At 57.6% G+C, this 21,644-nt stretch carries 19 protein-coding genes; 15 read left to right on the top strand and 4 right to left on the bottom strand.

From position 1 onward, the window contains the following. Nucleotides 1-31: 31 nt before the first annotated feature. From J8G15_RS02370 to J8G15_RS02430, 13 genes are all read left to right on the top strand, one after another. Nucleotides 32-211 (top strand): DUF3012 domain-containing protein, encoded by a 180-nt coding sequence (locus J8G15_RS02370; RefSeq protein WP_210545820.1) that lies wholly within the window; start codon nt 32-34, stop codon nt 209-211. 10 nt (nt 212-221) lie between these two features. Next, nucleotides 222-470, top strand: coding sequence for a GlsB/YeaQ/YmgE family stress response membrane protein (locus J8G15_RS02375; RefSeq protein ID WP_240538413.1), 249 nt, complete (start codon nt 222-224; stop codon nt 468-470). 222 nt (nt 471-692) lie between these two features. Further along, on the top strand, nt 693-4,208 hold the full coding sequence (gene smc / locus J8G15_RS02380) for a chromosome segregation protein SMC (protein ID WP_210545821.1): 3,516 nt from the start codon (nt 693-695) through the stop codon (nt 4,206-4,208). Between the two features lie 5 nt (nt 4,209-4,213). Continuing rightward, nucleotides 4,214-5,260 carry a cell division protein ZipA C-terminal FtsZ-binding domain-containing protein gene (locus J8G15_RS02385; RefSeq protein WP_210545823.1) on the top strand — a complete coding sequence of 349 codons (1,047 nt, stop codon included), beginning with the start codon at nt 4,214-4,216 and terminating at the stop codon, nt 5,258-5,260. A 20-nt stretch (nt 5,261-5,280) separates the two neighbouring features. Beyond that, nucleotides 5,281-7,365 carry an NAD-dependent DNA ligase LigA gene (gene ligA / locus J8G15_RS02390; RefSeq protein WP_210545825.1) on the top strand — a complete coding sequence of 695 codons (2,085 nt, stop codon included), beginning with the start codon at nt 5,281-5,283 and terminating at the stop codon, nt 7,363-7,365. Then, nucleotides 7,352-7,906, top strand: coding sequence for a peptide deformylase (gene def, locus J8G15_RS02395; protein WP_210545827.1), 555 nt, complete (start codon nt 7,352-7,354; stop codon nt 7,904-7,906). The genes ligA and def overlap by 14 nt, the downstream gene beginning before the upstream one ends. Before the next feature lie 206 nt (nt 7,907-8,112). After that, nucleotides 8,113-8,547 (top strand): type IV pilin protein, encoded by a 435-nt coding sequence (locus J8G15_RS02400; RefSeq protein ID WP_255555740.1) that lies wholly within the window; start codon nt 8,113-8,115, stop codon nt 8,545-8,547. Next, entirely contained in the window at nt 8,541-9,068 is a 528-nt protein-coding gene (locus J8G15_RS02405) for a GspH/FimT family pseudopilin (RefSeq protein WP_210545828.1), read from the top strand. Before J8G15_RS02400 ends, J8G15_RS02405 begins: the two co-directional genes overlap by 7 nt. Further along, nucleotides 9,068-9,526, top strand: coding sequence for a hypothetical protein (locus J8G15_RS02410; protein WP_210545830.1), 459 nt, complete (start codon nt 9,068-9,070; stop codon nt 9,524-9,526). Before J8G15_RS02405 ends, J8G15_RS02410 begins: the two co-directional genes overlap by 1 nt. Further along, nucleotides 9,523-10,686 carry a PilW family protein gene (locus J8G15_RS02415; protein WP_210545832.1) on the top strand — a complete coding sequence of 388 codons (1,164 nt, stop codon included), beginning with the start codon at nt 9,523-9,525 and terminating at the stop codon, nt 10,684-10,686. Before J8G15_RS02410 ends, J8G15_RS02415 begins: the two co-directional genes overlap by 4 nt. Continuing rightward, nucleotides 10,683-11,273: a hypothetical protein gene (locus tag J8G15_RS02420; protein WP_210545833.1), complete on the top strand. Its 591-nt coding sequence runs from the start codon at nt 10,683-10,685 to the stop codon at nt 11,271-11,273. The genes J8G15_RS02415 and J8G15_RS02420 overlap by 4 nt, the downstream gene beginning before the upstream one ends. 92 nt (nt 11,274-11,365) lie before the next feature. Further along, the gene (locus tag J8G15_RS02425; protein WP_210545835.1) at nt 11,366-14,722 is read left to right on the top strand and encodes a pilus assembly protein; all 3,357 of its coding nucleotides are present in this window, start codon (nt 11,366-11,368) and stop codon (nt 14,720-14,722) included. Nucleotides 14,723-14,758: 36 nt separating this feature from the next. Then, the gene (locus J8G15_RS02430) at nt 14,759-15,136 is read left to right on the top strand and encodes a hypothetical protein (RefSeq protein ID WP_210545837.1); all 378 of its coding nucleotides are present in this window, start codon (nt 14,759-14,761) and stop codon (nt 15,134-15,136) included. A gap of 135 nt (nt 15,137-15,271) precedes the next feature. Here J8G15_RS02430 and J8G15_RS02435 read toward each other — a convergent pair whose 3' ends face one another. The 3 genes from J8G15_RS02435 to map all read right to left on the bottom strand — a co-directional run bounded on the left by J8G15_RS02435 (nt 15,272) and on the right by map (nt 19,273). Further along, nucleotides 15,272-15,715 carry a universal stress protein gene (locus tag J8G15_RS02435; protein ID WP_210545839.1) on the bottom strand — a complete coding sequence of 148 codons (444 nt, stop codon included), beginning with the start codon at nt 15,713-15,715 and terminating at the stop codon, nt 15,272-15,274. Between the two features lie 117 nt (nt 15,716-15,832). Further along, a complete protein-coding gene (locus J8G15_RS02440) occupies nt 15,833-18,421 on the bottom strand; it encodes a [protein-PII] uridylyltransferase (RefSeq protein ID WP_210545842.1) in 2,589 nt (862 codons plus the stop codon). 30 nt (nt 18,422-18,451) lie between these two features. Continuing rightward, nucleotides 18,452-19,273, bottom strand: a complete 822-nt coding sequence (map, locus tag J8G15_RS02445; RefSeq protein WP_210545844.1) for a type I methionyl aminopeptidase — start codon at nt 19,271-19,273, stop codon at nt 18,452-18,454. Between the two features lie 219 nt (nt 19,274-19,492). On the opposite strand from map, the gene J8G15_RS02450 reads away from it, so the two are divergent. Further along, entirely contained in the window at nt 19,493-20,458 is a 966-nt protein-coding gene (locus tag J8G15_RS02450; protein ID WP_210545846.1) for a GGDEF domain-containing protein, read from the top strand. Between the two features lie 146 nt (nt 20,459-20,604). On the opposite strand, the gene J8G15_RS02455 is transcribed toward J8G15_RS02450, so the two are convergent. Then, complete coding sequence (locus J8G15_RS02455; protein WP_210545848.1) at nt 20,605-20,763, bottom strand: hypothetical protein; 159 nt, start codon at nt 20,761-20,763, stop codon at nt 20,605-20,607. A gap of 71 nt (nt 20,764-20,834) precedes the next feature. Here J8G15_RS02455 and J8G15_RS02460 point away from each other — a divergent pair, with 71 nt between their 5' ends. After that, entirely contained in the window at nt 20,835-21,605 is a 771-nt protein-coding gene (locus J8G15_RS02460) for a transporter substrate-binding domain-containing protein (protein WP_210545850.1), read from the top strand. Nucleotides 21,606-21,644 lie beyond the last annotated feature (39 nt).

Below are 21,644 nucleotides of genomic sequence, written 5' to 3' on the forward strand. Positions count from 1 at the left end.
TTGCCTGCCCTACCAATTTGAAGGTAAACATATGAATACATTGACAAAAATTGGCTCTTTTGTGGTTGTGACCGCGTTGTTGTTGCTTGTTAGTGGGTGTGCCGCCGAAGTGGGCAGCGAGCGGTGGTGCACGGAAATGAAAGGCAAGCAGCCAGCGGATTGGACCGCCAACCAGGCCGTCGATTACGCCAAGCATTGCATCTTGAAATAGGGAGCACACCATGGGACTGATGTCATTTGTGATCTGGATTGCCACCGGTGCGCTAGCCGGTTGGGTGGCCGGGCGCCTGATGAAGGGTGGCGGTTTTGGCTTGCTGGGCAATATCTTGCTCGGTATTTTGGGTGCTGTCGTGGGCGGCTGGGCCTTTGGGTTGTTGGGCTTGTCGGTGACGGGCTGGGTGGGGTTGTTGGTCCGGGCCATCGCCGGGGCGTCTTTGCTGCTGTTTTTGGCAGGATTGATCAAGCGCTGACGATGGTTGAAAAAGTGGGCAAATAAGCCTCTGGTGCATTTAAACAGGGCGGAAACTGCTATTTATTCAATGGTGTTTTTATGTGAATTTCGTCACAAGTCCCACGACCATGGGCGACGGCCAGACGGCGCTTGGGTTGACCCCGCAAGTTATCATGGGGCTATGCCGCAGGGTGACCCGTTGGCCCTCATTTCACTCCCAAGTCTGACTCTTTAACGTTCCGTGCGCCTCAATTCAATCAAGTTATCGGGATTCAAGTCCTTCGCCGAACCCACCACCTTCATGCTGCCGGGGCAGTTAGTGGGCGTCGTTGGGCCGAACGGCTGCGGCAAATCCAACATCATGGATGCCGTTCGCTGGGTGCTGGGTGAGTCCAAAGCGTCTGAATTGCGCGGCGAGTCGATGCAGGACGTGATCTTTAACGGCACCACCACCCGCAAGCCCGCCAGCCGCTCCAGCGTGGAGTTGGTGTTTGAGAACGCCGACCACCGCGCCGGCGGCCAGTGGAATCAGTTTGAAGAAATTGCCGTCAAGCGGGTGCTCACCCGCGACGGCAATAGCAGTTACTACATCAACAACCAGCCCGTGCGCCGGCGTGACGTGCAAGACGTCTTTTTGGGCACCGGCCTGGGCCCACGCGCCTACGCCATCATTGGCCAGGGCACGATCAGCCGGATCATTGAGTCCAAGCCCGAAGAATTACGCCTGTTTCTGGAGGAGGCCGCGGGGGTCTCCAAGTACAAAGAACGTCGTCGGGAAACCGAAAACCGCCTTTCTGACACGCGTGAGAACCTGACCCGCGTGGAAGATATCCTGCGCGAGCTGAACGCCAATCTGGAGAAGCTGGAAAAGCAGGCTGAAGTGGCGCTGCGCTACAACCGGCTCAATGCCGACGTCACGCTCAAGCAGCACCAGCTCTGGTTTTTGAAGCGCACCGAGTCCGAGGCCGATCAGGCCAAGGTGCGTGCTGACGCCCAGGGTGCGGTGAATGCGCTGGAAAGCCGTGTGGCCGACCTGCGTGCGATTGAAAACGAACTGGAAACCGTGCGTCAGGCCCACTACGCTGCGGGCGACCACGTCAACCAAGCCCAGGGCCATTTGTACGAAGCCAGCACCGAAGTTGGCCGGCTTGAGGCTGAAATTCGCTTCGTGGTGGAAGGGCGCCAACGCGTTGAGCAGCGTCTGATCACCCTCAAGGAGCAGGGTGGCCAATGGATTACCCGGCAGGAAGACGCCCAGGCGGAGATTGAGAATTTGCTGGAATTGGCCATGGTGGGCGAGGAAAAGACCGAGTTGCTGGCCGCCCAGGTGGAAGACCAGGCGCAGCAATTGCCTGATCTGGAAGACGCTTTGCGCGTCGCCCAAAAAGCCGCCAATGAGCAGCGTACCGGCGTGGCACAGGTGCAGCAGCAGATTCAGGTGCTGGCCGCTGACCAGCGCAGCATTGAAGAGCAGTCTCGTCAGTTAAGCAGCCGCCGTGAGCGTCTGAACACCGACCGCAACGCCCTGGCCGCGCCTGACGAAGACCGTTTGCTGGCCCTGCAAAGCCAGTTGGAAGAGGCGCAAGAAAGCACCGGCGTGGCCGAAGCCCGCTTGGCTGAGTTGCAGGAGTCAGTGCCACAGTTGGACGACGCCCGGCGCGTCTGCCAACAGGCCGTGAACGCCGAGTCCTCCCGCTTGGCTGATTTTTCGGCCCGCATGGAGGCCCTCAAGGCTTTGCAGGAAAAAGTCAAAACCGACGGCAAGTTGCAACCCTGGCTCACCAAGCATGGCCTGGAGAGCTTGCAAGGCTTGTGGAGCCGCATCCATATTGAGCAAGGCTGGGAAAACGCGCTGGAAGGCGCGCTTCGCGAACGGCTGGGGGCGCTGGAAGTGTCCCGGCTGGACATGGTGCGCGCGTTTGGCAATGACGCGCCGCCCGCCAAACTTGCGTTTTACAGCCCACCACAGGCCGCGCTGCCCCTCGGCCCAAGCGCTTTGCCACGTTTGTCGGATTTGCTGCGCGTGAACGACGCCGGCCAAAAAGCGGTAATGATCGATTGGCTGCAGGGTTGCTACACCGCCGCCAGCTTTGAAGAAGCGCTGGCTCAGCGTGCTCAACTGCAGCCGGGTGAGCTGATTTTTGTCAAAGGCGGCCATTCGGTTGGCCCCTATGGTGTGAGTTTTTACGCCCCCGACTCAGAGCAGGCGGGCTTGTTGGGCCGGGCGCAAGAGATTGAAAACCTTGAGAAACAACTCAAGGCGCAGGCCCTGATCAACGAAGAGTCCCGCTCCGCCCTCGTGCGGGCGGAGGCCGCGTATGCCGATGCCTCTCAGCGACTGGTGGCGGTGCGCCGCGAAGCCAGCGAGAGCCAAAGCCGCACCCACGGGCTGCAAGTGGAAACCTTGCGCCTGACCCAAATGGCCGAGCAGGCGCGTCTGCGCAGTGCCCAGATTGAAGGTGACTTGGCCGAGGTGGACTCCCAACTGGAAGACCTGCAAGAGCGACGCGTCACCGCCGAGGCCCGCTTTGAAGAGTTGGACATGCAACTGGCCGATGCGCAAGAGAGCCATGCCCAGTTGGACGAGCGCGTGATCAACGCCGAGCGCAAGCTGAACGAATGCCGCGAGCAGCAACGCAGCTTGGAGCGCCAGGCGCAAGAAGCCACGTTCTCAATGCGCAGCCTGGACGCACGCAAGGCCGAGTTGTCGCGTGCTATCGAAACTGCAGTGCAACAGGCAGACTCTGTGAAGGCTGAAGCCCAAAGAGCCGAAGATGAATTACTGCGCCTGAACGACGCGGCGGCGCAGGGTGGTTTGCAAAATGCTTTGAGCGTCAAGCTCGATCGTGAGAAAACCCTGGGTGCCCGGCGTAGCGAATACGACGACCTGACTGCCAAGCTGCGCGCCAGTGATGAGCGCCGCCTGCAGCTGGAACGCGAGTTGGACCCCTTGCGACAGCGCATCACCGAGTTCCAACTCAAAGAGCAGGCCGCGCGCTTGGGGTTTGAGCAGTACACCCAGTTGCTGGAAGACGCCAAAGCCGATTTGGAGGCCGTCGCGCTGTCCATCACCGAGGGCAGTGTGCGTTTGCTGGGCCTGCAAAGTGAGATTGATCGCATCAACCGGGAAATCACCGCCTTGGGCGCCGTGAACCTGGCCGCGCTGGATGAGTTGGCGTCTGCCCGCGAGCGCAAGCTGTTCCTGGATGCCCAGACGGCTGATTTGACCGAGGCCATGACCACGCTGGAAGACGCAATCAGGAAGATTGACGGCGAAACGCGCGAGTTGCTCTCAGGCACGTTCAACGCGGTCAACGAGCACTTTGGCCGCATGTTTCCCGAGCTGTTTGGCGGGGGCAACGCGCGCCTGGTCATTACCGGTGAAGAGATTTTGGACTCGGGCGTGCAAGTGGTGGCCCAGCCGCCGGGCAAGAAAAACCAGACCATTCACCTGCTTTCGGGCGGTGAAAAAGCACTGACGGCGATTGCGCTGGTGTTTGCCATTTTTCAGCTCAACCCCGCACCGTTTTGTTTGCTGGACGAGGTGGATGCGCCGCTGGATGATGCCAATACCGAGCGTTATGCCAAGCTGGTGTCCAGCATGAGCAAGGAAACTCAGTTCCTGTTCATCAGTCACAACAAGATTGCCATGGAAATGGCCGAACAATTGATTGGAGTCACCATGCAAGAGCAGGGCGTGTCACGGATCGTGGCAGTCGACATGGATTCAGCAGTTTCAATGGCGGAGGCACTGTGAATGACATGAGCACTCTCCAACTGGGGCTGGCCGGCATTGGCGCGGCCGTGTTGATCGCGATGGCTGTGCAAGCGGCGTGGTCGTCCCGTAAAAACCAGCCGCGCCAACCCACACCGGTCGAGCCAGGCGCCGGGCTCGACACCGTGCCAATGCCCGGTGAAGGCATTGAGCCTGAGTTAGACGCTGCTGCCTTTGATGCGGCCCACTTCCCGCTGCCCACGCCAGAAAAGAAGCCCGCCATGGACGCGCTGATCGACGTCATTGCTCCCATTGCGCTGGACGCCGTGGTTTCCGGCGATGCCGCGCTGGCGGCCATGCCGGCCACGCGGCGGGTGGGCAGCAAGCCGTTTTCGATCGAGGGACTGAACCAGACCTCCGAGCAATGGGAAGTGCCTCTTGCCGGGCAACGCTACACGCAGCTTCAGGCCGGTGTGCAGTTGGCCAATCGGTCGGGGCCGCTCAATGAGATTGAGTACTCCGAATTTTTCATGAAAACCCAGGGGTTTTGCGACACCATCAACGGCACGCCCGATTTCCCTGAAATGCGCGAAGAAGTAGCCCGCGCCCGCGAACTGGACCAGTTTGCCGGCGACCACGACGCCCAGCTCGGCTTTGCACTGCAAGCCCGTCGGGCGGCCTGGAGCCCAGGCTACGTGCAACAAAATGCGGCCCGCCACGGCTTTGTGGCTGGCGCCATTCCAGGTCGCATGGTGGTGCCGGCCAGCGCGGTGGGCTTGCCGCCTGTCTTGGTCCTCAACTTCGATACCCAAGCGGCACTGGCCGATGACCCGGCGCAATCTGCCATTCGCGAGGTTTCACTCAGTCTGGATGTGCCCCAGGTGCAACGTAGCGAGCAGGCGTTTCAGCGCATGCGAGACATCGCCGTGGCGCTCGCCGCGGACATGGACGGCGTGATCACCGATGACAACGGCATTCCCTTGCCGGTGGAGGCACTGGACCAGATTTCGACGGAGCTGGAGGGCCTGTACGACACGCTGGAGCAGCGCGACCTGGCTGCGGGCTCAGCCCTGGCGCGCCGCCTGTTTTCCTGATTCCTTTTTTCGCTTCATTTATGCCGCCCTCGGTGCCTCCTGTTCACGATCTGTTTTCACATGCGGCCCAGCCTGACTTAACCTACTTTGTCGAGCTAAAGCGCAACTTGCATGCGCACGCCCATCGCTATTACGTGCTGGATGATCCGCAGATTCCCGATGCCGAATACGACCGGCTGTTTCAAGAACTACAGGCCATTGAGTTTGCACACCCTGAGTGGCTAACGCCCGATTCGCCCACTCAACGCGTGGGCGGGCGGCCTCTGGATGCCTTCGTCAGCGTGCGCCACGCTGTGCCCATGCTGAGCATTCGCACCGAAACCGACACCGAAGCCAGTGGCGCTGAAAACTTTGACGCCCGGGCACGCCGGGAATTGGGGCTGGACGAGTCTGCATCTCCAATCGCCTATGTGGCCGAACCCAAGTTCGACGGGCTGGCCATGAGTCTGCGTTACGAACAAGGTGTGCTGGTGAAAGCCGCCACACGCGGCGACGGCGAGATGGGCGAGGACGTGACACAGAATATTCGCACCATCGGCCAAATTCCATTGCGGTTACCGGCCAAGGTGCCGTCGGTGCTGGAGGTGCGCGGAGAGGTCTACATGCGCCGAGACGACTTTGAGGCCTTGAACGCCAAGCAACGTGAACGGGGACTGAAAACCTTTGTGAACACCCGCAACGCCGCCGCGGGTGCGGTGCGACAACTGGACCCCAGCATTGCCGCGCAACGCCCCTTGAGCTTTTTTGCCTATGGTCTGGGTGAGGTCACTGCGGTCCAGTCGGGCGGGCCAAGTTTCGAGACTCACTTTGAGATGCTTCAAACCTTGAAATCTTGGGGTTTTCCGGTCTCAGCGCTAGTGCAGGTTGCACAAGGTGCTACTGAATTGGTAGCGTATTACCAGTCCATTGGCCAGCAGCGCGACGGGCTGGGGTTTGATATTGATGGGGTGGTTTACAAGGTCAACAGCCGGGAACTGCAGCGCCGCATGGGTTTTGTGACCCGCGAGCCACGCTGGGCTGTGGCCCACAAGTTTCCGGCGCAAGAGCAGTTGACCACGGTGCTCGGCATTGAGGTGCAGGTGGGGCGCACCGGCAAGCTCACGCCAGTGGCCAAACTCGCGCCCGTATTCGTGGGTGGCGTCACCGTGACCAATGCCACGCTGCACAACGAAGACGAAGCCCGGCGCAAGGATGTGCGGGTGGGCGACACCGTCATCGTGCGCCGCGCGGGCGACGTGATTCCCGAGGTGGTGTCCGTGCTGTTGGACAAGCGGGTGGCAGACGCCCCGCAGTTCACCATGCCACATATTTGCCCGGTCTGCGGCAGCGCGGCGGTGCGCGAAGAAGACGAAGCGGACTACCGATGCACCGGCGGGCTGTTTTGCAGCGCCCAGCGCAAGCAGGCCATACTGCATTTCGCCCAGCGCCGCGCGGTGGAAATTGAAGGCCTGGGTGACAAGCTAGTGGACCAGTTGGTTGACGCCAAAGTGATTCACACCCTGCCAGACCTGTACCGGCTGGGCTTCACGGCCTTGGCCAACTTGGACCGTATGGCGGACAAATCCGCCCAGAACATCGTGGCGGCGTTGGAGAAATCCAAGCAAACCACGCTGCCGCGCTTTCTGTTTGGCCTGGGCATTCGCCACGTGGGTGAGGCCACCGCCAAAGCACTGGCCAAGCATTTTGGTCAGCTCGACACCATCATGGACGCCACGCTGGAGCAACTGCTGGAGGTCGACGATGTCGGGCCCATCGTGGCCCAGAGCCTGCGCACCTTTTTTGACCAACGTCACAACCGCGAAGTGGTGGAGCAATTGCGCGCCTGCGGCGTGACTTGGCCGGAGGGCCCGCCAGCGCCAGTGACAGCCAAGCTGCTGAGCGGCAAGACCTTTGTCATCACCGGCACGCTGCCCACCATGGGGCGGGATGAGGCCAAAGACTTGATTGAAGCCGCCGGTGGCAAAGTCGCTGGTTCGGTGAGCAAGAAAACGACCTTTGTTGTGGCTGGGGCCGAGGCCGGCAGCAAATTGACCAAGGCGCAAGAACTCGGCGTTGCCGTGCTGGATGAAGCTGGATTAATGGAGTTACTCAATGACGGTGCGTGACATTCTCAAGATGGGCGACCCGCGCTTGCTGCGTATTGCCCAGCCCGTTGCCGAATTTGACACGGACGAGCTGCACCTGCTCATCACCGATTTGCTGGACACCATGCACGCCGCCAACGGCGCTGGCTTGGCAGCACCGCAAATTGGCGTCTATTTGCAGCTGGTGATTTTTGGCACCAACACCGCGAACCCCCGTTACCCGGAGGCGCCACCGGTGCCGCGCACGGTGCTGCTCAATCCGGTGATCACGCCGCTGGTCAGCCAGGACGTAGGCACTGTTCAGCAAGAAGAAGATTGGGAAGGGTGCCTGTCAGTGCCCGGTCTGCGGGCCAAGGTGCCGCGCTTTTCGCGTATTCGGTACACCGGGTTTGACCAGTATGGCGACCCGATTGATCGCACTGTCGAAGGATTTCACGCCCGGGTGGTGCAACACGAGTGCGACCACCTGATTGGTCTGCTGTACCCGATGCGGGTCAAAGATTTCACCCACTTCGGATTCACGGAGGTGCTATTTCCTGGTTTGGAGCCTGTGGACGATTGAGCGCTCCCGCTCGCTTAATGTGCAAGAGGCCAGCCAACGCTGGGGTCAGTTACCACTTGTCGCCGAATTCAGCCCTTTCGTCGAATGGCACGTGCGTGTGCAGGCGTGTTGCCTTAGCATTATTGTAAAGATGGCAACCGAGGTTCAGGGGTGAATCCTGACGCCTTATAAACTCGATAAATTCTAAATTTCACTGGGGCTAACTGATGAAGCGCAATGGATTTACCTTGATTGAGTTGATGATCGTGGTGGCGATCGTCGCCATACTTGCCTCAATCGCCTTGCCGTCGTATACCAGCTACGTGAATCGGGGAAAGATCACGGACGGCATGGCGGCCATGGCGGACTACCGGATCAAGATGGAGCAATATTTCCAGGACAACCGCAATTACGGCACTGCCAATGCCGCCTGCCCGGTGGTGGTTGGCAATAGTTCCTATTTCAGTTACTCGTGTGTGGTCAGCAACGCGACACCTAGCGTCGCTTTCACCATTACGGCCACCAGCATCGCTGGAAGTCTGGGCAGTGCCACTGGCGATTACACCTATGCCTTGACAGAGGTCAATGCAAAATCAACCAGCATATTTAAGGGCGGCACCGTGGCCAAGGCCTGTTGGTTGGTGAAAGGCAGTGAATGCTGAGGCGGCGATTTCAACGCGGCATGACGCTGATCGAACTCAGTGTCACGATTGCCATTGCAGCGATCCTGCTCGCCATTTCTGTTCCTTCATTTCAGGTCATGCTGGCCAATTCCCAAATTAGAACCGGTGCCCAGGCGTTGCATGACGGACTTCAACTGGCGCGCGTTGAGGCGATTCGACGCAATGAGCGGGTGATTTTTACCAAGGATGCCCAAACCGGCTGGACAGTCACCTTGCAAACCGGGGGGGCCGTGGTTCAGACGCGGCCTTTCTCTGAAGGCTCTAGCGCCGCGACGGTCACCGTCACGCCCAGTGCTGCCACCCAGGTGACCTTCGACGGCCTAGGGCGAGTGGTGGCCAATTCGGATGCGTCCAGTACGTTTACTCAGCTTGATATTGGGGTTCCGACCATCCTGATTCCAGCAGCATCGGCTCGCAACCGTCGAATTACGGTGACCGGGGGCGGCGCGGTCAGGTTGTGCGATCCGAGCGCAAAGCCGGGTGTCGGGATGGGCTGCTAATGAAAAAAAAATCTTTGATGAAGTCCCAAAAGGGCAGTGCGCTCCTCGAGGCCATGGTGGCCATTTTGGTTTTTTCGTTTGGAATCCTGGGTCTCTTGGGCCTTCAAGCTGTTTCAATCAAAAACAGCATCGATGCCAAATACCGTTCTGACGCCTCTTACATTGCCAATCAAATCATCGCCCAGATGTGGGTTGATCGGTCCAATATTGACAGCTACGCGCACCTTCAAGCAGGCGCGGTGTGCGCCTACACAGGAACGGCGTCAACCAATGCCAATGTGACGGGTTGGATCTCGCAGGCCTCCAGTCAGTTGCCCGGTGCAGCGTCGGCTAAAACACAAATTCTGGTGACCACGCCGGTCGCGGGTATCCGTCAGGTCAAGGTCACGGTTTGTTGGCAAGGCCCACAAGAGACCACACCTCATAATTTTGCAACCACGGCACAAATTAACCAATGAATCCGCTGTTCATTTTTAAAGCCAATCAGGCCCCGGAAAAACGGCTCGCTTCGCAACGCGGCGTGAGTTTGATCGAAACCATGGTGGGAATGGGGCTCGGCATTCTTGTATCACTGATCATCGTTCAGGTCTGGGGCAATTTCGAGAGTCAGAAACAACGCACGGTGAGTGGCTCGTCGGCGCAAGAAAATGGACTGTTGGCTTTGACAGAGTTGGAAGTCGATGTCCGGGGCGCCGGGGCTGGTCTGACGGATTCTGCGGCTTTCGACTGCACGTCGTTGTATAGCTATTACGAGACAGCGGGCGTAGCAGTTACCCCCATTCCAGCGTACTCGGGCGGCATGGGCTTGGTGCCAATTCAGATCATCGACGGCGGGACCGGGTCCGACACGTTGACCACCAAACGTGGATCTGATTTTTTGGGTGCCTTGCCGGCGGTGATCACGAACACAATGCCCTCGTCATCATCGGTGCTTGACGTCAATTCAATCACTGGCTTCGCCGACGGTGACGTTGTTTTGGCTGTTGACAGTAGTACTGGAAAGTGCACCGTGATGTCCATCACGCAGGTGATGGGCTCCGCGCTCAAGCTACAGCACAACCCAGGGGGCTCAACCACCTACAACCCGCCGACCTCGTTTCAAAACACCAATGCTTGGCCGGCTTTTTCGACAGGTGCCAAAATTCTGAAAATTGGCAATTTGTTGGTACGCTCTTATACGGTGAATGGCAGCAATCAACTAGCGCAAACGGCCACCAGTGGAGCGGGTGCCGCGACCACGGCGGTGTTGGCCGGTGACATCGTCAAGCTCAAAGCTCAATATGGCATTGCCAATGTAGGCAGTCAGGACGTCAATGCGTGGGTGAATGCCACAGCCGCCACGGGTTGGAATGTCCTGGATTCAGCCAAAGTCAAGCGGATCAAAGCCGTTCGGCTGGTGATTGTGGCGCGCAGTTCTCAACGGGAAGGCGCGGATGTGACCTCTACTTGCACCAATATTTCTCTCAATGTTAACAATGGCCCATGTGCATGGGTGGACACCGCGGCTGATCCTGCGCCGTTGATTGACCTCAGTGCCAATGCGGACTGGAAAAAATACCGCTACCGGGTTTACCAGTCCGTGATTCCCATGCGCAACGTGATTTGGGCGGGTGTATGAAACAGAACTCGTTTTCTGCAACTACTGCTCGCGCCCGGCAGCGCGGCGTATCGCTGGTGATCGCCCTGATCGCGCTGGTGGCGATGACGATTGCGGGGTTGGCGCTCATTCGGGCGGTGGATTCCACCAATGTTATTTCCGGCAATCTTGCTTTTCGGCAAGCCTCGCTGAATGCCACCGATGTGGGTGTGGAAACCGCATTGACAACGCTTGGCACCGTCGTGACGACCTCGCTTGACGCCAACTACCCGGCGAGCTGCGCGGCCGGGGCGTGTAACTATTACCCCACCATGCAAGTCATCGACGCTGTGGGTATGCCGACCTCCATCGACTGGGCGCTGGTGCCGACCACTGTTGTTGATTCCAGTTATTCCGTGCAATATGTGATTGATCGCCTTTGCACTGGACCGACGCCCGTCACCGATATTGCCACCAAGTGCATGAATTTGTCGAACACCACTTCGGGCAGCAAAAAATCGGGGGCTGTTTCGTTCACTTCCGCGACGCAGGTGTATTACCGCTCCACGGTTCGGGTGACCGGGCCCCGAAACACCGTCAGCATGGTGCAGACTTTGTATGCCCGGTAGATGGACTCAGTTGAGAAGTCTTCCTCGCCCCAAGCGAAATTCGTTGTTTTGAAGTGGAGCAAACGCTGCCACCGGTTACCAGGAGTCAAATCATGACTGTTTTTCACAAAAATGTCTGCAAGAGCTCCACTCGTTGGGCCAGTCTGGTTATGGCGCTGGGCGTCGCATTCAATGCCGCTCAAGCGGCTTCTACAGACATCGCCAATGTTCCGATGGCCACGTCGAACATGGTGACGCCCAATGTACTTGTGGTGTATGACAACTCACAGTCCATGGACGCCTACATGAACGGCACGTTGGTCTCAGGCTCCGACGCCAGTACCCGCGGCAATATCGGTCGCCAAGTTATGCGTAACGCCATTGCTTCTTACCGCAGTGCGTTCAACTGGGGCTTGATGAGTTACGGCATGACTGGAACACCTAGCCTTTACAACACCTACGCCTATTACTTAGGCTCCAACTCCGGGATGGTGTTCACCGACGACTGCGCAGGGTATGTGGCAGGGGTTCCTCCGACCGTCGGCGTTTCAGCGACAAATGGCAATCGTCGCTGTATCGCGAATCCGCAACCGTTTACCGGTGGCAATTACGTGACGTTTGATAAAACAGGTGATGACGCCGACATCCAAGACGTTTTGTACACCACTGGTGTCTATACGACGGGACTGTGGGGCCTGACGGCCGGTACTGGAACCAGCTACAACGTCTACAGAACCCACAATGTCGGGGGAGGCTGGAATTCAAGTGATTTCTCGGGAGGGCTTGGCACTTGGAGCTTTACGCCGACTGACGCTGGTTACCTCTCGCAAAATCCGCCGATGACCAGGCAAATCTACATTCCAAGAGGCTGGGGTTACAACCAAAACATAACCGGGTCAGGCGTGTTGGACGAGCCTGTTGCCGTGGACGGCACCACCCACTACAACACTCTTATTTCCAAATTGGGCAATGAGACTAATGGGTCTACATCAGAAATCAAAAACGGCGCGGTGTTTACGCCGCTCAGAGGCACACTTCAGTCCGCCAAGACCTATTTCACCAGTTCTTTGTCGGGCAATTCAACGCCTATTCAGTATTCCTGTCAAAAGAACTTCGTGATGCTGGTGACAGACGGTTTGCCGACAGGAGATACCTCTGGCAATCTGTATTCGAGTGCAGACAGAACCAACTCCTGTGTTTGGGACACGACCACCAATTCATGCACCAGTGGCACTTTTGGGGTGGCCGCCAATCACGCCATTAGTGCAGTCAATACCTTGCGCACATCAAGCGTTAGCGGGGTGGCGTCAACCAGCGCGGATGGGACTGGCTCGGTGACCGGCGCTTTTGATGTGCAAACGTATGTGGTGGCCCTGGGCGATACGGTGGCCAATGCGACGTCGTTGTCGGTGATGAACAGCATGGCCTACAACGGAGGCACGAATAAGGCACTGGCTGCCAGCGATGCCACCGCCTTCCAAAACGCAATCACTGCGATCTCCGATGACATCACCTCCAAAGTGGGTTCGGGTGCGGCGGTTGCCGTGTCCAATGCCCACGTCACGTCTTCGGACAACGCCTCCTACGCGTCAAGCTACAACTCCGGTACATGGGCTGGCGACATCGACTCCAAAGCCATCGATGTCACGACAGGTCTCACGACCACCACGTCGCTTTGGAACGCAGGCACTGCAGCCACCCAGCTTGATACAAGAACGGCCGCCTCCCGATTTATTGTGACATCTCCAGACACCGCTGGTGCAATTGGGGGACTTCAGTTTCAACCGTCAACCGCCACGATCACGACCACCATTGCGACCAAGCTCAGTACAGCGCAGCAAACACTGCTTAATTCACCGAGTAGCACCGATGGCGCTGCGGTATTGGCTTATCTCCGCGGAGATAGATCTGGCGAAACGGCCGGCACCTACCGGTCTCGTGCGCGTTTGCTGGGCGACATGATCAACGGGGAGCCACTCCTGGTTCGGGCGCCTTGGTTTGATTACGCGGACACTGGGTACAGCACGTTCAAATCCACCAACGTAAGTCGCGTCCGAATCCTCTTTCAGGGGGCCAATGACGGCATGTTGCATGCATTTAATGCATCCACAGGGGCTGAGTCGTGGGCATTTATTCCCAATACGGTGATGGGTAATTTGAATAATCTAAGCCGCAAAGTTGGCTTTTCTCATCAGTTTTATGTTGATGGAACACCCGTGAGCGGCGATGTGGACTTCAAAAACATTGACGGTGCCACCGGCAGTGGTACTGACTGGAGAACCATCATTGTCGGTGGCTTGGGCAAAGGTGGACGGGGCTACTACGCACTCGACATCACGAGCAGCGCGGCGGCCACCGAAGCAGCAGTTGCAAGCAAGGTTTTGTGGGAGTTTCCCAATAGTATCGTCAGTTTAAGCACGCGAAACACGGCCAAGTTGAACATGGGCTACTCTTATGGCAAACCCATCATCGTCAAAACCGCGGCAAAAGGATGGGTCGTTTTGGTCACTTCAGGTTACAACAATGGCACGAATACGGGCGACAGCGGTGGTGACGGTTTGGGTCACCTGTATGTCCTGAACCCGAAAACTGGTGATTTGATCAAAGACATCTCGACGCCAGCGTGCTCCACGGCACCAACATCGACTCCTTGTGGTTTGGCCCAAATCAGTGCGTATGTGACCAGTGGTCTGGACAATACCGCTGAATACGTTTACGGAGGCGACTTGCAAGGTGGCGTTTGGCGCTTCGACTTCACTGGCAACAGTGTCAGCTCTTGGTCCGTGGCGAAGTTCACCGACCTGAAGGACGCTTCGGGTGTCGCTCAGCCTGTGACCACGGCGCCCGAATTGGCGTTGCCAACCATTAATGGGGTAGGCGCGCGCATGGTCTATGTTGGAACTGGCTTGTACCTCGGCACGTCCGACATCCCGGGCTCAACAGGCGCCAATGCGTGGTCTAGCCAAGTTCAAACCATGTATGGACTCAGGGATTCGCTCGTCGCCCTGCCGACCCCATTGCGGTCCAACCTACAGCAACAGACCATGACCACGGTTGGTACGAAGAGAACAAGCTCCAACAATGCCGTGAACTACACCACCAAAAAAGGCTGGTACCTTGACTTACCCACGACGGGGGAGCGGTCTAACACCGACCCGGCCATTGCGCTGGGTGCGTTGATCTTTACGACCAACATACCAAGCTCGACGATCTGCCAGCCAGGGGGAAGCAGTTGGGAGTATTTTCTGGACTTGACCACCGGTGGCCTGGTCGCCAACAGTTCAGTTTCCTGGTCTGGTACCTATTTAGGCAATGCCTTGGCCAGCCGCCCTGTGCTGATTCAACTCCCCAGCGGAAAGGTCGTTTCGCTAGTGCGAACCTCAGATGCACGCACTTTGAAGGAAGACATTCCCATCACGGCACCTGGGGTCGGAGCCAAGCGGATTTCGTGGCGAGAGCTTTTCAACTAACAGCGCGAATTTGGGTACCCAATCAGGAGATTCATCATGATGTTAAGAATTAGAGGCATTACTTTTGGTGTCGTGCTGTCTTTGCTTTCGGTTGCCAGTCTTGCTGTGCAAGTGGCTGGTTCCCCTGTTTCTATTTCACAACCCTCGGACACAGCTAGTGTTGTGGAGCGGGGTGGCACGATCAGCGCAATTGATTCAATCAACAAGGTGATCGTCATAGATGGTGTCCGCTATCCTTTGTCTGCAACAACGGTGACTACTCATGCCCTTGTGCGGAGTGCGAATCGAAAACCCCCTGAGCTGCAGGTTGGGATGCAAGTTCGGTTCAATACGTCGAAGTTCAATTTCGCAAATCAGGAACAAGTCACGGAGATATGGATCACCAAGGACGTTGCAAAATCTGCCCGGAAGTAGGCAGGCGTCGTGGTGTGAATGACTGCCTGATGTTTTGGGCGTGGCAAGCCATAAGGGGGAGGCCAGACCAGTGATTCAACCGAGTCAATTGTTCATTCGGTTTAGCTGGTCAAACCTCATAATTGCAGCGAACTGTTACCGCACCACCAAGACCGGGATTTTGCAGTGCGACAACACGTCGATGGTGTCGCTGCCCAGAAGCAATGCTTTGAGTGGACCGCGCCCATGGGACGCCATGACGACAGCGTCGCAATTGAGCTCCGCAGCTTTTTCAATGATCACGCGCCAGGGTTCAGCCGCTGCGACGTGGATGACTTGCATGGCCACTCCTTCGCGGGCCGCAATTGCGGCAGCTTTGGCGTCAGCGGCGTCGTTGCTGGCTTTGAGTTCACGGGCGCAGTCTTCTTCAGACGGGCCGACATAGGCCTCTGCGAGAAAAACAGTCGCTTGCACCATGGGGATACCCACATGCAACATGATCATTTCAGCGCCGCATAACTTGCCCAGAGCCACACCGGCCTCGATGGCCTTGTCAGCCACATCCGAGTCGTCGTTGGCAATCAGAATCTTTTTATACATGGTGTTGTCCTTTCCGGTAACAGGCCAATAAGCCTGCTTGAATCATAGCCCCCGGGGGGCGGGCCATGTCAAGAAAAAAACCCTTGTCGTTGAAATGAAATAACAGGGGTTACCAGGTTATTTGAGCGCCTCAAGCAACTCGGTTTCAAGCGCAATTTGCGTGCGGTTGTGGCTCAATGCGTCACCTTGAATCAGAAAGGTGTCGTCCACGCGTTCGCCCAGAGTCGCGATTTTCGCCAGTTGCAGATTGATCTTGTACTTTGCCAGCACGCGGGCAATGCCGTATAGAAGGCCCACGCGGTCGCTGCTGGCAATGTTGAGCAGCCAGCGTTGTGCTTTTTCGTCCGGACGAAGGGTGATGCGGGGCGCGATTGGGAAACTCTTCACCCGGCGGGACACGCGACCGCGACTGGGTGGACCCAGTGGCCCGGTGTCCGCCACGGCCCGGCTCAACTCGCTTTCCACCATGCCGGTCAACTCCCGGTAATGGGTGGACAGGCCGGACGAGATGACTTGAAAGGTGTCCAGCGCATAGCCGTTGTTGGCCGTGTGCACCCGGGCGTCCAAAATGCTGAGGTTGCTCCGGTCAAAGTAGCCGCAGATGCGCGCAAACAAGTCGCTGCAATCCGGTGTGTAAACCAGGACCTGCAAGCCTTCTCCCAAAGGTGAGCGGCGGGCGCGAACAATGGTCATTCCTCGGCCAAAAAAACGGGATATTTGGCGCGTGTGCCAGGCAATATCTCCCGCGTCGTGGCGCATAAAGTAACCCACATCCAGGGTGGACCACAAGGCCTTGTGTGCCTCAAACGGCAGCGCATGCAAGGCCAGTTGAATCAGGGCCTCACGCTTGCGCGCGCCAACCTCGGCCTCGCGGCTCGGGGCTTGCCCACCCAGTGCGCGCAGGGTAAGCCGGTACAAGTCCTCCAGCAGCTTGCCTTTCCAGGCGTTCCAGACTTTTGGCGATGTACCGCGAATGTCAGCCACAGTCAGCAGGTACAGGGTCGTCAAATGACGCTCGTTGCCCATGCGCTTTGCAAAGGCCTCGATCACGTCCGGGTCGCTGAGGTCCGATTTTTGGGCCACACGGCTCATGGTGAGGTGCTCGGTCACCAAAAACTCGACCAGTGTGGCATCTTCCTTCTCTATGTCGTGCTGTTTGCAGAAGCGTCGCACCTCCACCGCGCCGAGCTCTGAGTGGTCGCCTCCCCGGCCTTTGGCAATGTCGTGAAACAGGGCCGCAATATAGAGCACCCAAGGTCGATCCAAGCCAGAGGCCAGTTGTGCGCAGAACGGGTACTCGTGCGAGTGCTCAGCAATAAAAAAACGCCGGATATTGCGCAGCACCATCAGGATGTGCTGGTCCACCGTGTAGACGTGGAATAAATCGTGCTGCATTTGCCCCACGATCTTGCGAAATACCCACAAATAACGTCCGAGAACCGAGGTTTGGTTCATCAACCGCATGGCATGGGTTATGCCGTCTGGCTGCATCAGAATGGAGCGGAAAGTGGCGCGGTTCACGGGGTCGCTGCGAAACTTGCTGTCCATCAGGCCGCGCGCGTTGAACAGGGCGCGCAGGGTCCTGGTGGACAGGCCTTTGACCCCCACCGTGGTCTGGTAAACCAAAAATGTTTCCAGAATGGCGTGCGGCTCACGCTGGTACAGGTCGTCACTGACGACGTCGATCATTCCGCCTTTTTCATTGAAGCGGTCATTGATCCGCTGGGGCTCACGCTCGCTCGGATTCAGCCGCTCGTTAATGTTGAGCAGCAAAATCTGGTTCAACTGGGTGACGGCCTTGGCCGACCAGTAGTAGCGTCGCATCAGCGCTTCGCTGGCCCGAACGGGTAGACGGGAGCCATCTGGTGCGACTGAACTGTAGCCAAAAGACTCGGCCACCGCAGTTTGCAGGTCAAACACCAGCCGGTCTTCGCGGCGGTTGGAAATGATGTGCAGGCGGGCGCGGACCAAATGCAGCAGGGCCTCGTTGCGTTTGAGCTGGCTGACCTCAAACGGAGTGGCCAAGCCGTTCTTGGCCAGCGCGTCCCAGTTGCCACCAAAACCGGCGGCCTTGGCAGTCCAAAGAATCACCTGCAGGTCGCGCAGGCCACCCGGGGACTCCTTGCAGTTGGGCTCAAGTGCATAAGGGGTGTCTTCGAATTTGTGGTGGCGCTGGCTCATTTCCAGCGTTTTCGCCACAAAAAAGGCCTTGGGGTCCAGCACGGTGTAAAACCGGTTTTGAAAGTCGGCGTAGAGGTCAGCATTGCCCGTGATCAGGCGTGCCTCCAACAAGGAGGTCTGAACGGTCACATCATTGGCTGCTTCGGCCAGACACTCGGTCACAGACCGCACGCTGGATCCAATCTCCAATCCTGCATCCCAGCAGCTGCCGATGAAAGTCTCAATTTTTTCCTTGAGCGACTCGTCGTCTTCAGGCGCTTTGTTGTCGGGAAGCAAAACCAACACGTCTACATCTGAATTGGGGAAGAGCTCACTGCGGCCAAAACCACCCACGGCCGCCAGTGCCATTGGACTTGCCAGACCGGCCTGGCGCCACAGTGTTTTTAGTGTGGCGTCTGCGAGTGACGACAGCTGGCGCAACGCCGTATTGACGCCACGGGTTGATGTGTCGGGGGAGGCCAGGGCGATCATCACCTTGGCCTTGTCGGCGCGGTAGCGGGCCCGCAATTCGATGGGATCTGTCATGCGCAGGGCTCGCGGCGAGTTAGGAGTGAGTCAAGTCGTGGCAGGCGTTGCCAGGGGCACAAAAGCGGGAATCTGCGGGCTGCCGGCAGACAGAGTGAGCACTTCGTAGCCGGTCTCGGTGACCAGCACCATGTGCTCCCATTGGGCGGACAAGGAGCGGTCTTTGGTGACGATGGTCCAGCCGTCGCCCATTTCCTTGATTTCTTTGCGACCGATGTTCAGCATCGGTTCGATCGTGATTGTCATGCCCGCCTTGAGCTGGTCCAAGGTGCCGGGTTTTCCGTAGTGAAGGATCTGGGGATCTTCGTGGAATTTGCGTCCGATGCCGTGTCCGCAGAACTCGCGCACCACGCTCAATCCTTGGCCTTCGGCGAAAGTTTGAATAGCGTGACCAATGTCGCCCAAGTACGCTCCCGCTTTGACCTTGACGATGCCGTGCCACATGGCTTCGTACGTCAATGCGCAAAGTCGTTTGGCTGCGACAGACGCTTCACCCACCAGGAACATGCGGCTGGAGTCGCCATGCCAACCGTCTTTGATGACGGTGACATCCACGTTCACGATGTCGCCTTTTTTGAGAGGTTTGTCGTTGGGAATACCGTGGCAAACCTGGTTGTTGATGGAGGTGCAAATAGACTTGGGGTAGGGATTGTGACCTGACGGCGCGTAGTTCAGTGGCGCCGAGATGCCGCCCTGCACGTTAACGGTGTAGTCATCGGCGAGTTTGTCCAGCTCATTGGTCGTGATGCCGGGTTTGACGAAGGGGGTCAGGTAGTCCAGCAGCTCTGAGGCCAAGCGGCCTGCCACACGCATGCCCGCAATACCTTCGGCGTCTTTGTAAGTGATAGTCATTGGGTAATTATCCCATTGGGCCAAAAGTCACGCGTCGCTCGGGTTGCTTCTTGTGATTTGACTTGGGTCAAGAGGCGTGTTGCCTCCGTTTTTAGTGTGGTTTTCAAATGTGTCGATTTGTTTCACGATCGCCCCCTTTGTCAAGCAAGGTCAGGCAAAACCGTTTTGAGCTGTTTTGACGCCTCAACGGCCATTTCCCTGAACCCTTTGAAAGAGCTCATGGCGAACCCTTCTGTCCGATTGCCCTGGCTGGTACGCACAAACTACCGGATGCGCGTGGCTGCCTTTCTTAGTTTGTTTTTGGCGGGTACTTTGCACATGGCACCCTCCGGGCAGGATCTCACGCAGTGGGCGGTAGTGGGGACGTTGTTGTTTGCCTACCCGCAGGTGCGGTATCTGAGAGCCCGGTATGGTGCAGACGCCATGAAGAGCGAGTACCTCAGTATTCAAATGGACTCGGTGGTTGTTGGTGTTTTTGTGGCGGCAGTCCATTTTTCATTGTGGCTGGCGTTCTCCGCAGTGTTAGGTGTGGTGATTAGCAGTGTTAGTAATCGTGGCTGGCGTTGTCTGCTCACGACGTTGCCGGGTATCGTCGTGGGCGCGATCGCCATGGCGGGCGTGGGCGGGTTACATGTGTCCTTGCCGACCAGCGGTGCCGCCACCGTACTCAGCATGGTGGGTATCGGGGGCTATCTGTTGTCAGTCAGTCAATTCAGTTTTCGCCGAAACCTTGCACTTCGCAAGGCGCGTGAAGATATTCAGTTGCGAGAGGTTGAGGTGCTGGCCACTAATCAGGCCCTGCAGGACAAGCTCGGCGAAATTCGGGCGTTGCAGCAGAAGCTGGAGGAGCAAGCGCATCTGGACGGGCTGACTGGCCTCTACAACCGCCGTTATCTGGATCAGGCCCTGAAGCGGGAAGTGGCCCGATGCACAAGAGATGGCCAGCCACTGGCCTTCATCATGGTGGATGTAGACGACTTCAAGAAATACAACGACAGCTTTGGCCATCCGGCCGGCGATGTTTGCTTGAAGCAAATTGCCGCTTGTCTGCAGTCCTTTACCAATCGGGCCACTGACATGGCAGCCCGCTATGGCGGCGAGGAGTTCTCCCTGATGTTCGCCAACACAGACGCGGCCAGCGCATTGCGAATCGCACAGCAACTCCGATTGAGTATCGAGTCCTAGAATCTGTCGCACCCAACGTCGGTGGCAGGGCGGGTCACGATCAGTGTGGGCGTGGCCGTGATGGGTGATGGCTTTTGTGACGGCGTAGATGCGTTGGTGGGTGATGCAGATGCGGCGGTCTATTGCGCCAAACGAGGAGGGCGAAATCAGGTGAAAATGGCTGAAATGGGGACGCCCGCCAAGCTCCCCTGTGTGGCGTAATTGGGCAGGGCGGCAAGCCGAGGGGAGTACTGGTCGAGCAAGGTGGCAGCCTCGATGTAGTTGAAAAGTCGGCGGGTGCGAGGGAGGCCTGTGCAGGAGGGCATAAAAACGACATACTGAGGCTTCAGTTTCAGTGTTTTCAGATTTCACCTTTGCCATATTTTTAGGATTCCCCATGCCCACTACCCGACACCTTTTCGCCGCGATTGCATTGGGCCTGCTGGCCGCAAGCGCCCAAGCTGAATCTTCACGTCTGGATGACGTCATGAAAGCCGGCAAGTTGCGCGTCTGCTCGCCAGGCGACTACAAGCCTTTTAGCTACGCCAAGCCCGATGGCAGCTTCGAAGGCATCGACATTGATTTGATTCAGTCCGCCGCCAAATCGCTGGGCGTCGAAGTGGTCATGGTGAAAAGCACTTGGCCCACCCTCATGAACGATTACCTCGAAAAATGTGATGTGGCCGTGGGCGGCATCTCGGTCAGTACCGAGCGCGCCAAGAAGGTCAACTTCACCGATGCCTACATGGTCAACGGCAAAGCGCCCATCACCAAATGTGAAAACGTGGGCAAGTTCCAGACGGTGGCTGACCTCAACAAGCCCACCGTCACCGTTATTACCAACCCCGGCGGCAGCAACGAGCGCTTTGTGCGCGCCAATTTGCCACTGGCCAAAGTGATTGTTTTTAACGACAACGTGACCATTTTTGACGAAATCCTCAAAGGCAACGCCGACGTCATGATCTCGGAGTCGGTTGAAACCATGGTGCAACAAAAACTTCGCCCCGGTCTGTGCGCCGTGAATCCTGAGCAACCCCTGCAGTACGGTGAGATGGGCTACATGTTGCCGCGCGGCGATGGCAGCATGAAGAACTGGTTTGACACTTGGTTGCACCTGGAAAAAGCCAGCGGCGCTTACGCCAAGACAACTGACAAATGGCTTAAGTAAGCTGTTTCAACCGGGCATCACGGCCCGGTTCGCCCATTG

The sequence above is a fragment of the Rhodoferax sp. PAMC 29310 genome, from assembly GCF_017948265.1.
Taxonomy (GTDB): Bacteria; Pseudomonadota; Gammaproteobacteria; order Burkholderiales; family Burkholderiaceae_C; genus Rhodoferax.

Excerpts from the sequence above, each read along its gene's own strand:
- J8G15_RS02370 (WP_210545820.1), top strand. The coding sequence starts at position 32 with ATGAATACATTGACAAAAATTGGCTCTTTTGTGGTTGTGACCGCGTTG.
- J8G15_RS02375 (WP_240538413.1), top strand. The coding sequence starts at position 222 with ATGGGACTGATGTCATTTGTGATCTGGATTGCCACCGGTGCGCTAGCC.
- J8G15_RS02385 (WP_210545823.1), top strand. The coding sequence starts at position 4,214 with ATGAGCACTCTCCAACTGGGGCTGGCCGGCATTGGCGCGGCCGTGTTG.
- ligA (WP_210545825.1), top strand. The coding sequence starts at position 5,281 with ATGCCGCCCTCGGTGCCTCCTGTTCACGATCTGTTTTCACATGCGGCC.
- def (WP_210545827.1), top strand. The coding sequence starts at position 7,352 with ATGACGGTGCGTGACATTCTCAAGATGGGCGACCCGCGCTTGCTGCGT.
- J8G15_RS02400 (WP_255555740.1), top strand. The coding sequence starts at position 8,113 with ATGAAGCGCAATGGATTTACCTTGATTGAGTTGATGATCGTGGTGGCG.
- J8G15_RS02405 (WP_210545828.1), top strand. The coding sequence starts at position 8,541 with ATGCTGAGGCGGCGATTTCAACGCGGCATGACGCTGATCGAACTCAGT.
- J8G15_RS02410 (WP_210545830.1), top strand. The coding sequence starts at position 9,068 with ATGAAAAAAAAATCTTTGATGAAGTCCCAAAAGGGCAGTGCGCTCCTC.
- J8G15_RS02415 (WP_210545832.1), top strand. The coding sequence starts at position 9,523 with ATGAATCCGCTGTTCATTTTTAAAGCCAATCAGGCCCCGGAAAAACGG.
- J8G15_RS02420 (WP_210545833.1), top strand. The coding sequence starts at position 10,683 with ATGAAACAGAACTCGTTTTCTGCAACTACTGCTCGCGCCCGGCAGCGC.
- J8G15_RS02425 (WP_210545835.1), top strand. The coding sequence starts at position 11,366 with ATGACTGTTTTTCACAAAAATGTCTGCAAGAGCTCCACTCGTTGGGCC.
- J8G15_RS02430 (WP_210545837.1), top strand. The coding sequence starts at position 14,759 with ATGATGTTAAGAATTAGAGGCATTACTTTTGGTGTCGTGCTGTCTTTG.
- J8G15_RS02435 (WP_210545839.1), bottom strand. The coding sequence starts at position 15,715 with ATGTATAAAAAGATTCTGATTGCCAACGACGACTCGGATGTGGCTGAC.
- J8G15_RS02440 (WP_210545842.1), bottom strand. The coding sequence starts at position 18,421 with ATGACAGATCCCATCGAATTGCGGGCCCGCTACCGCGCCGACAAGGCC.
- map (WP_210545844.1), bottom strand. The coding sequence starts at position 19,273 with ATGACTATCACTTACAAAGACGCCGAAGGTATTGCGGGCATGCGTGTG.
- J8G15_RS02450 (WP_210545846.1), top strand. The coding sequence starts at position 19,493 with ATGGCGAACCCTTCTGTCCGATTGCCCTGGCTGGTACGCACAAACTAC.
- J8G15_RS02455 (WP_210545848.1), bottom strand. The coding sequence starts at position 20,763 with ATGCCCTCCTGCACAGGCCTCCCTCGCACCCGCCGACTTTTCAACTAC.
- J8G15_RS02460 (WP_210545850.1), top strand. The coding sequence starts at position 20,835 with ATGCCCACTACCCGACACCTTTTCGCCGCGATTGCATTGGGCCTGCTG.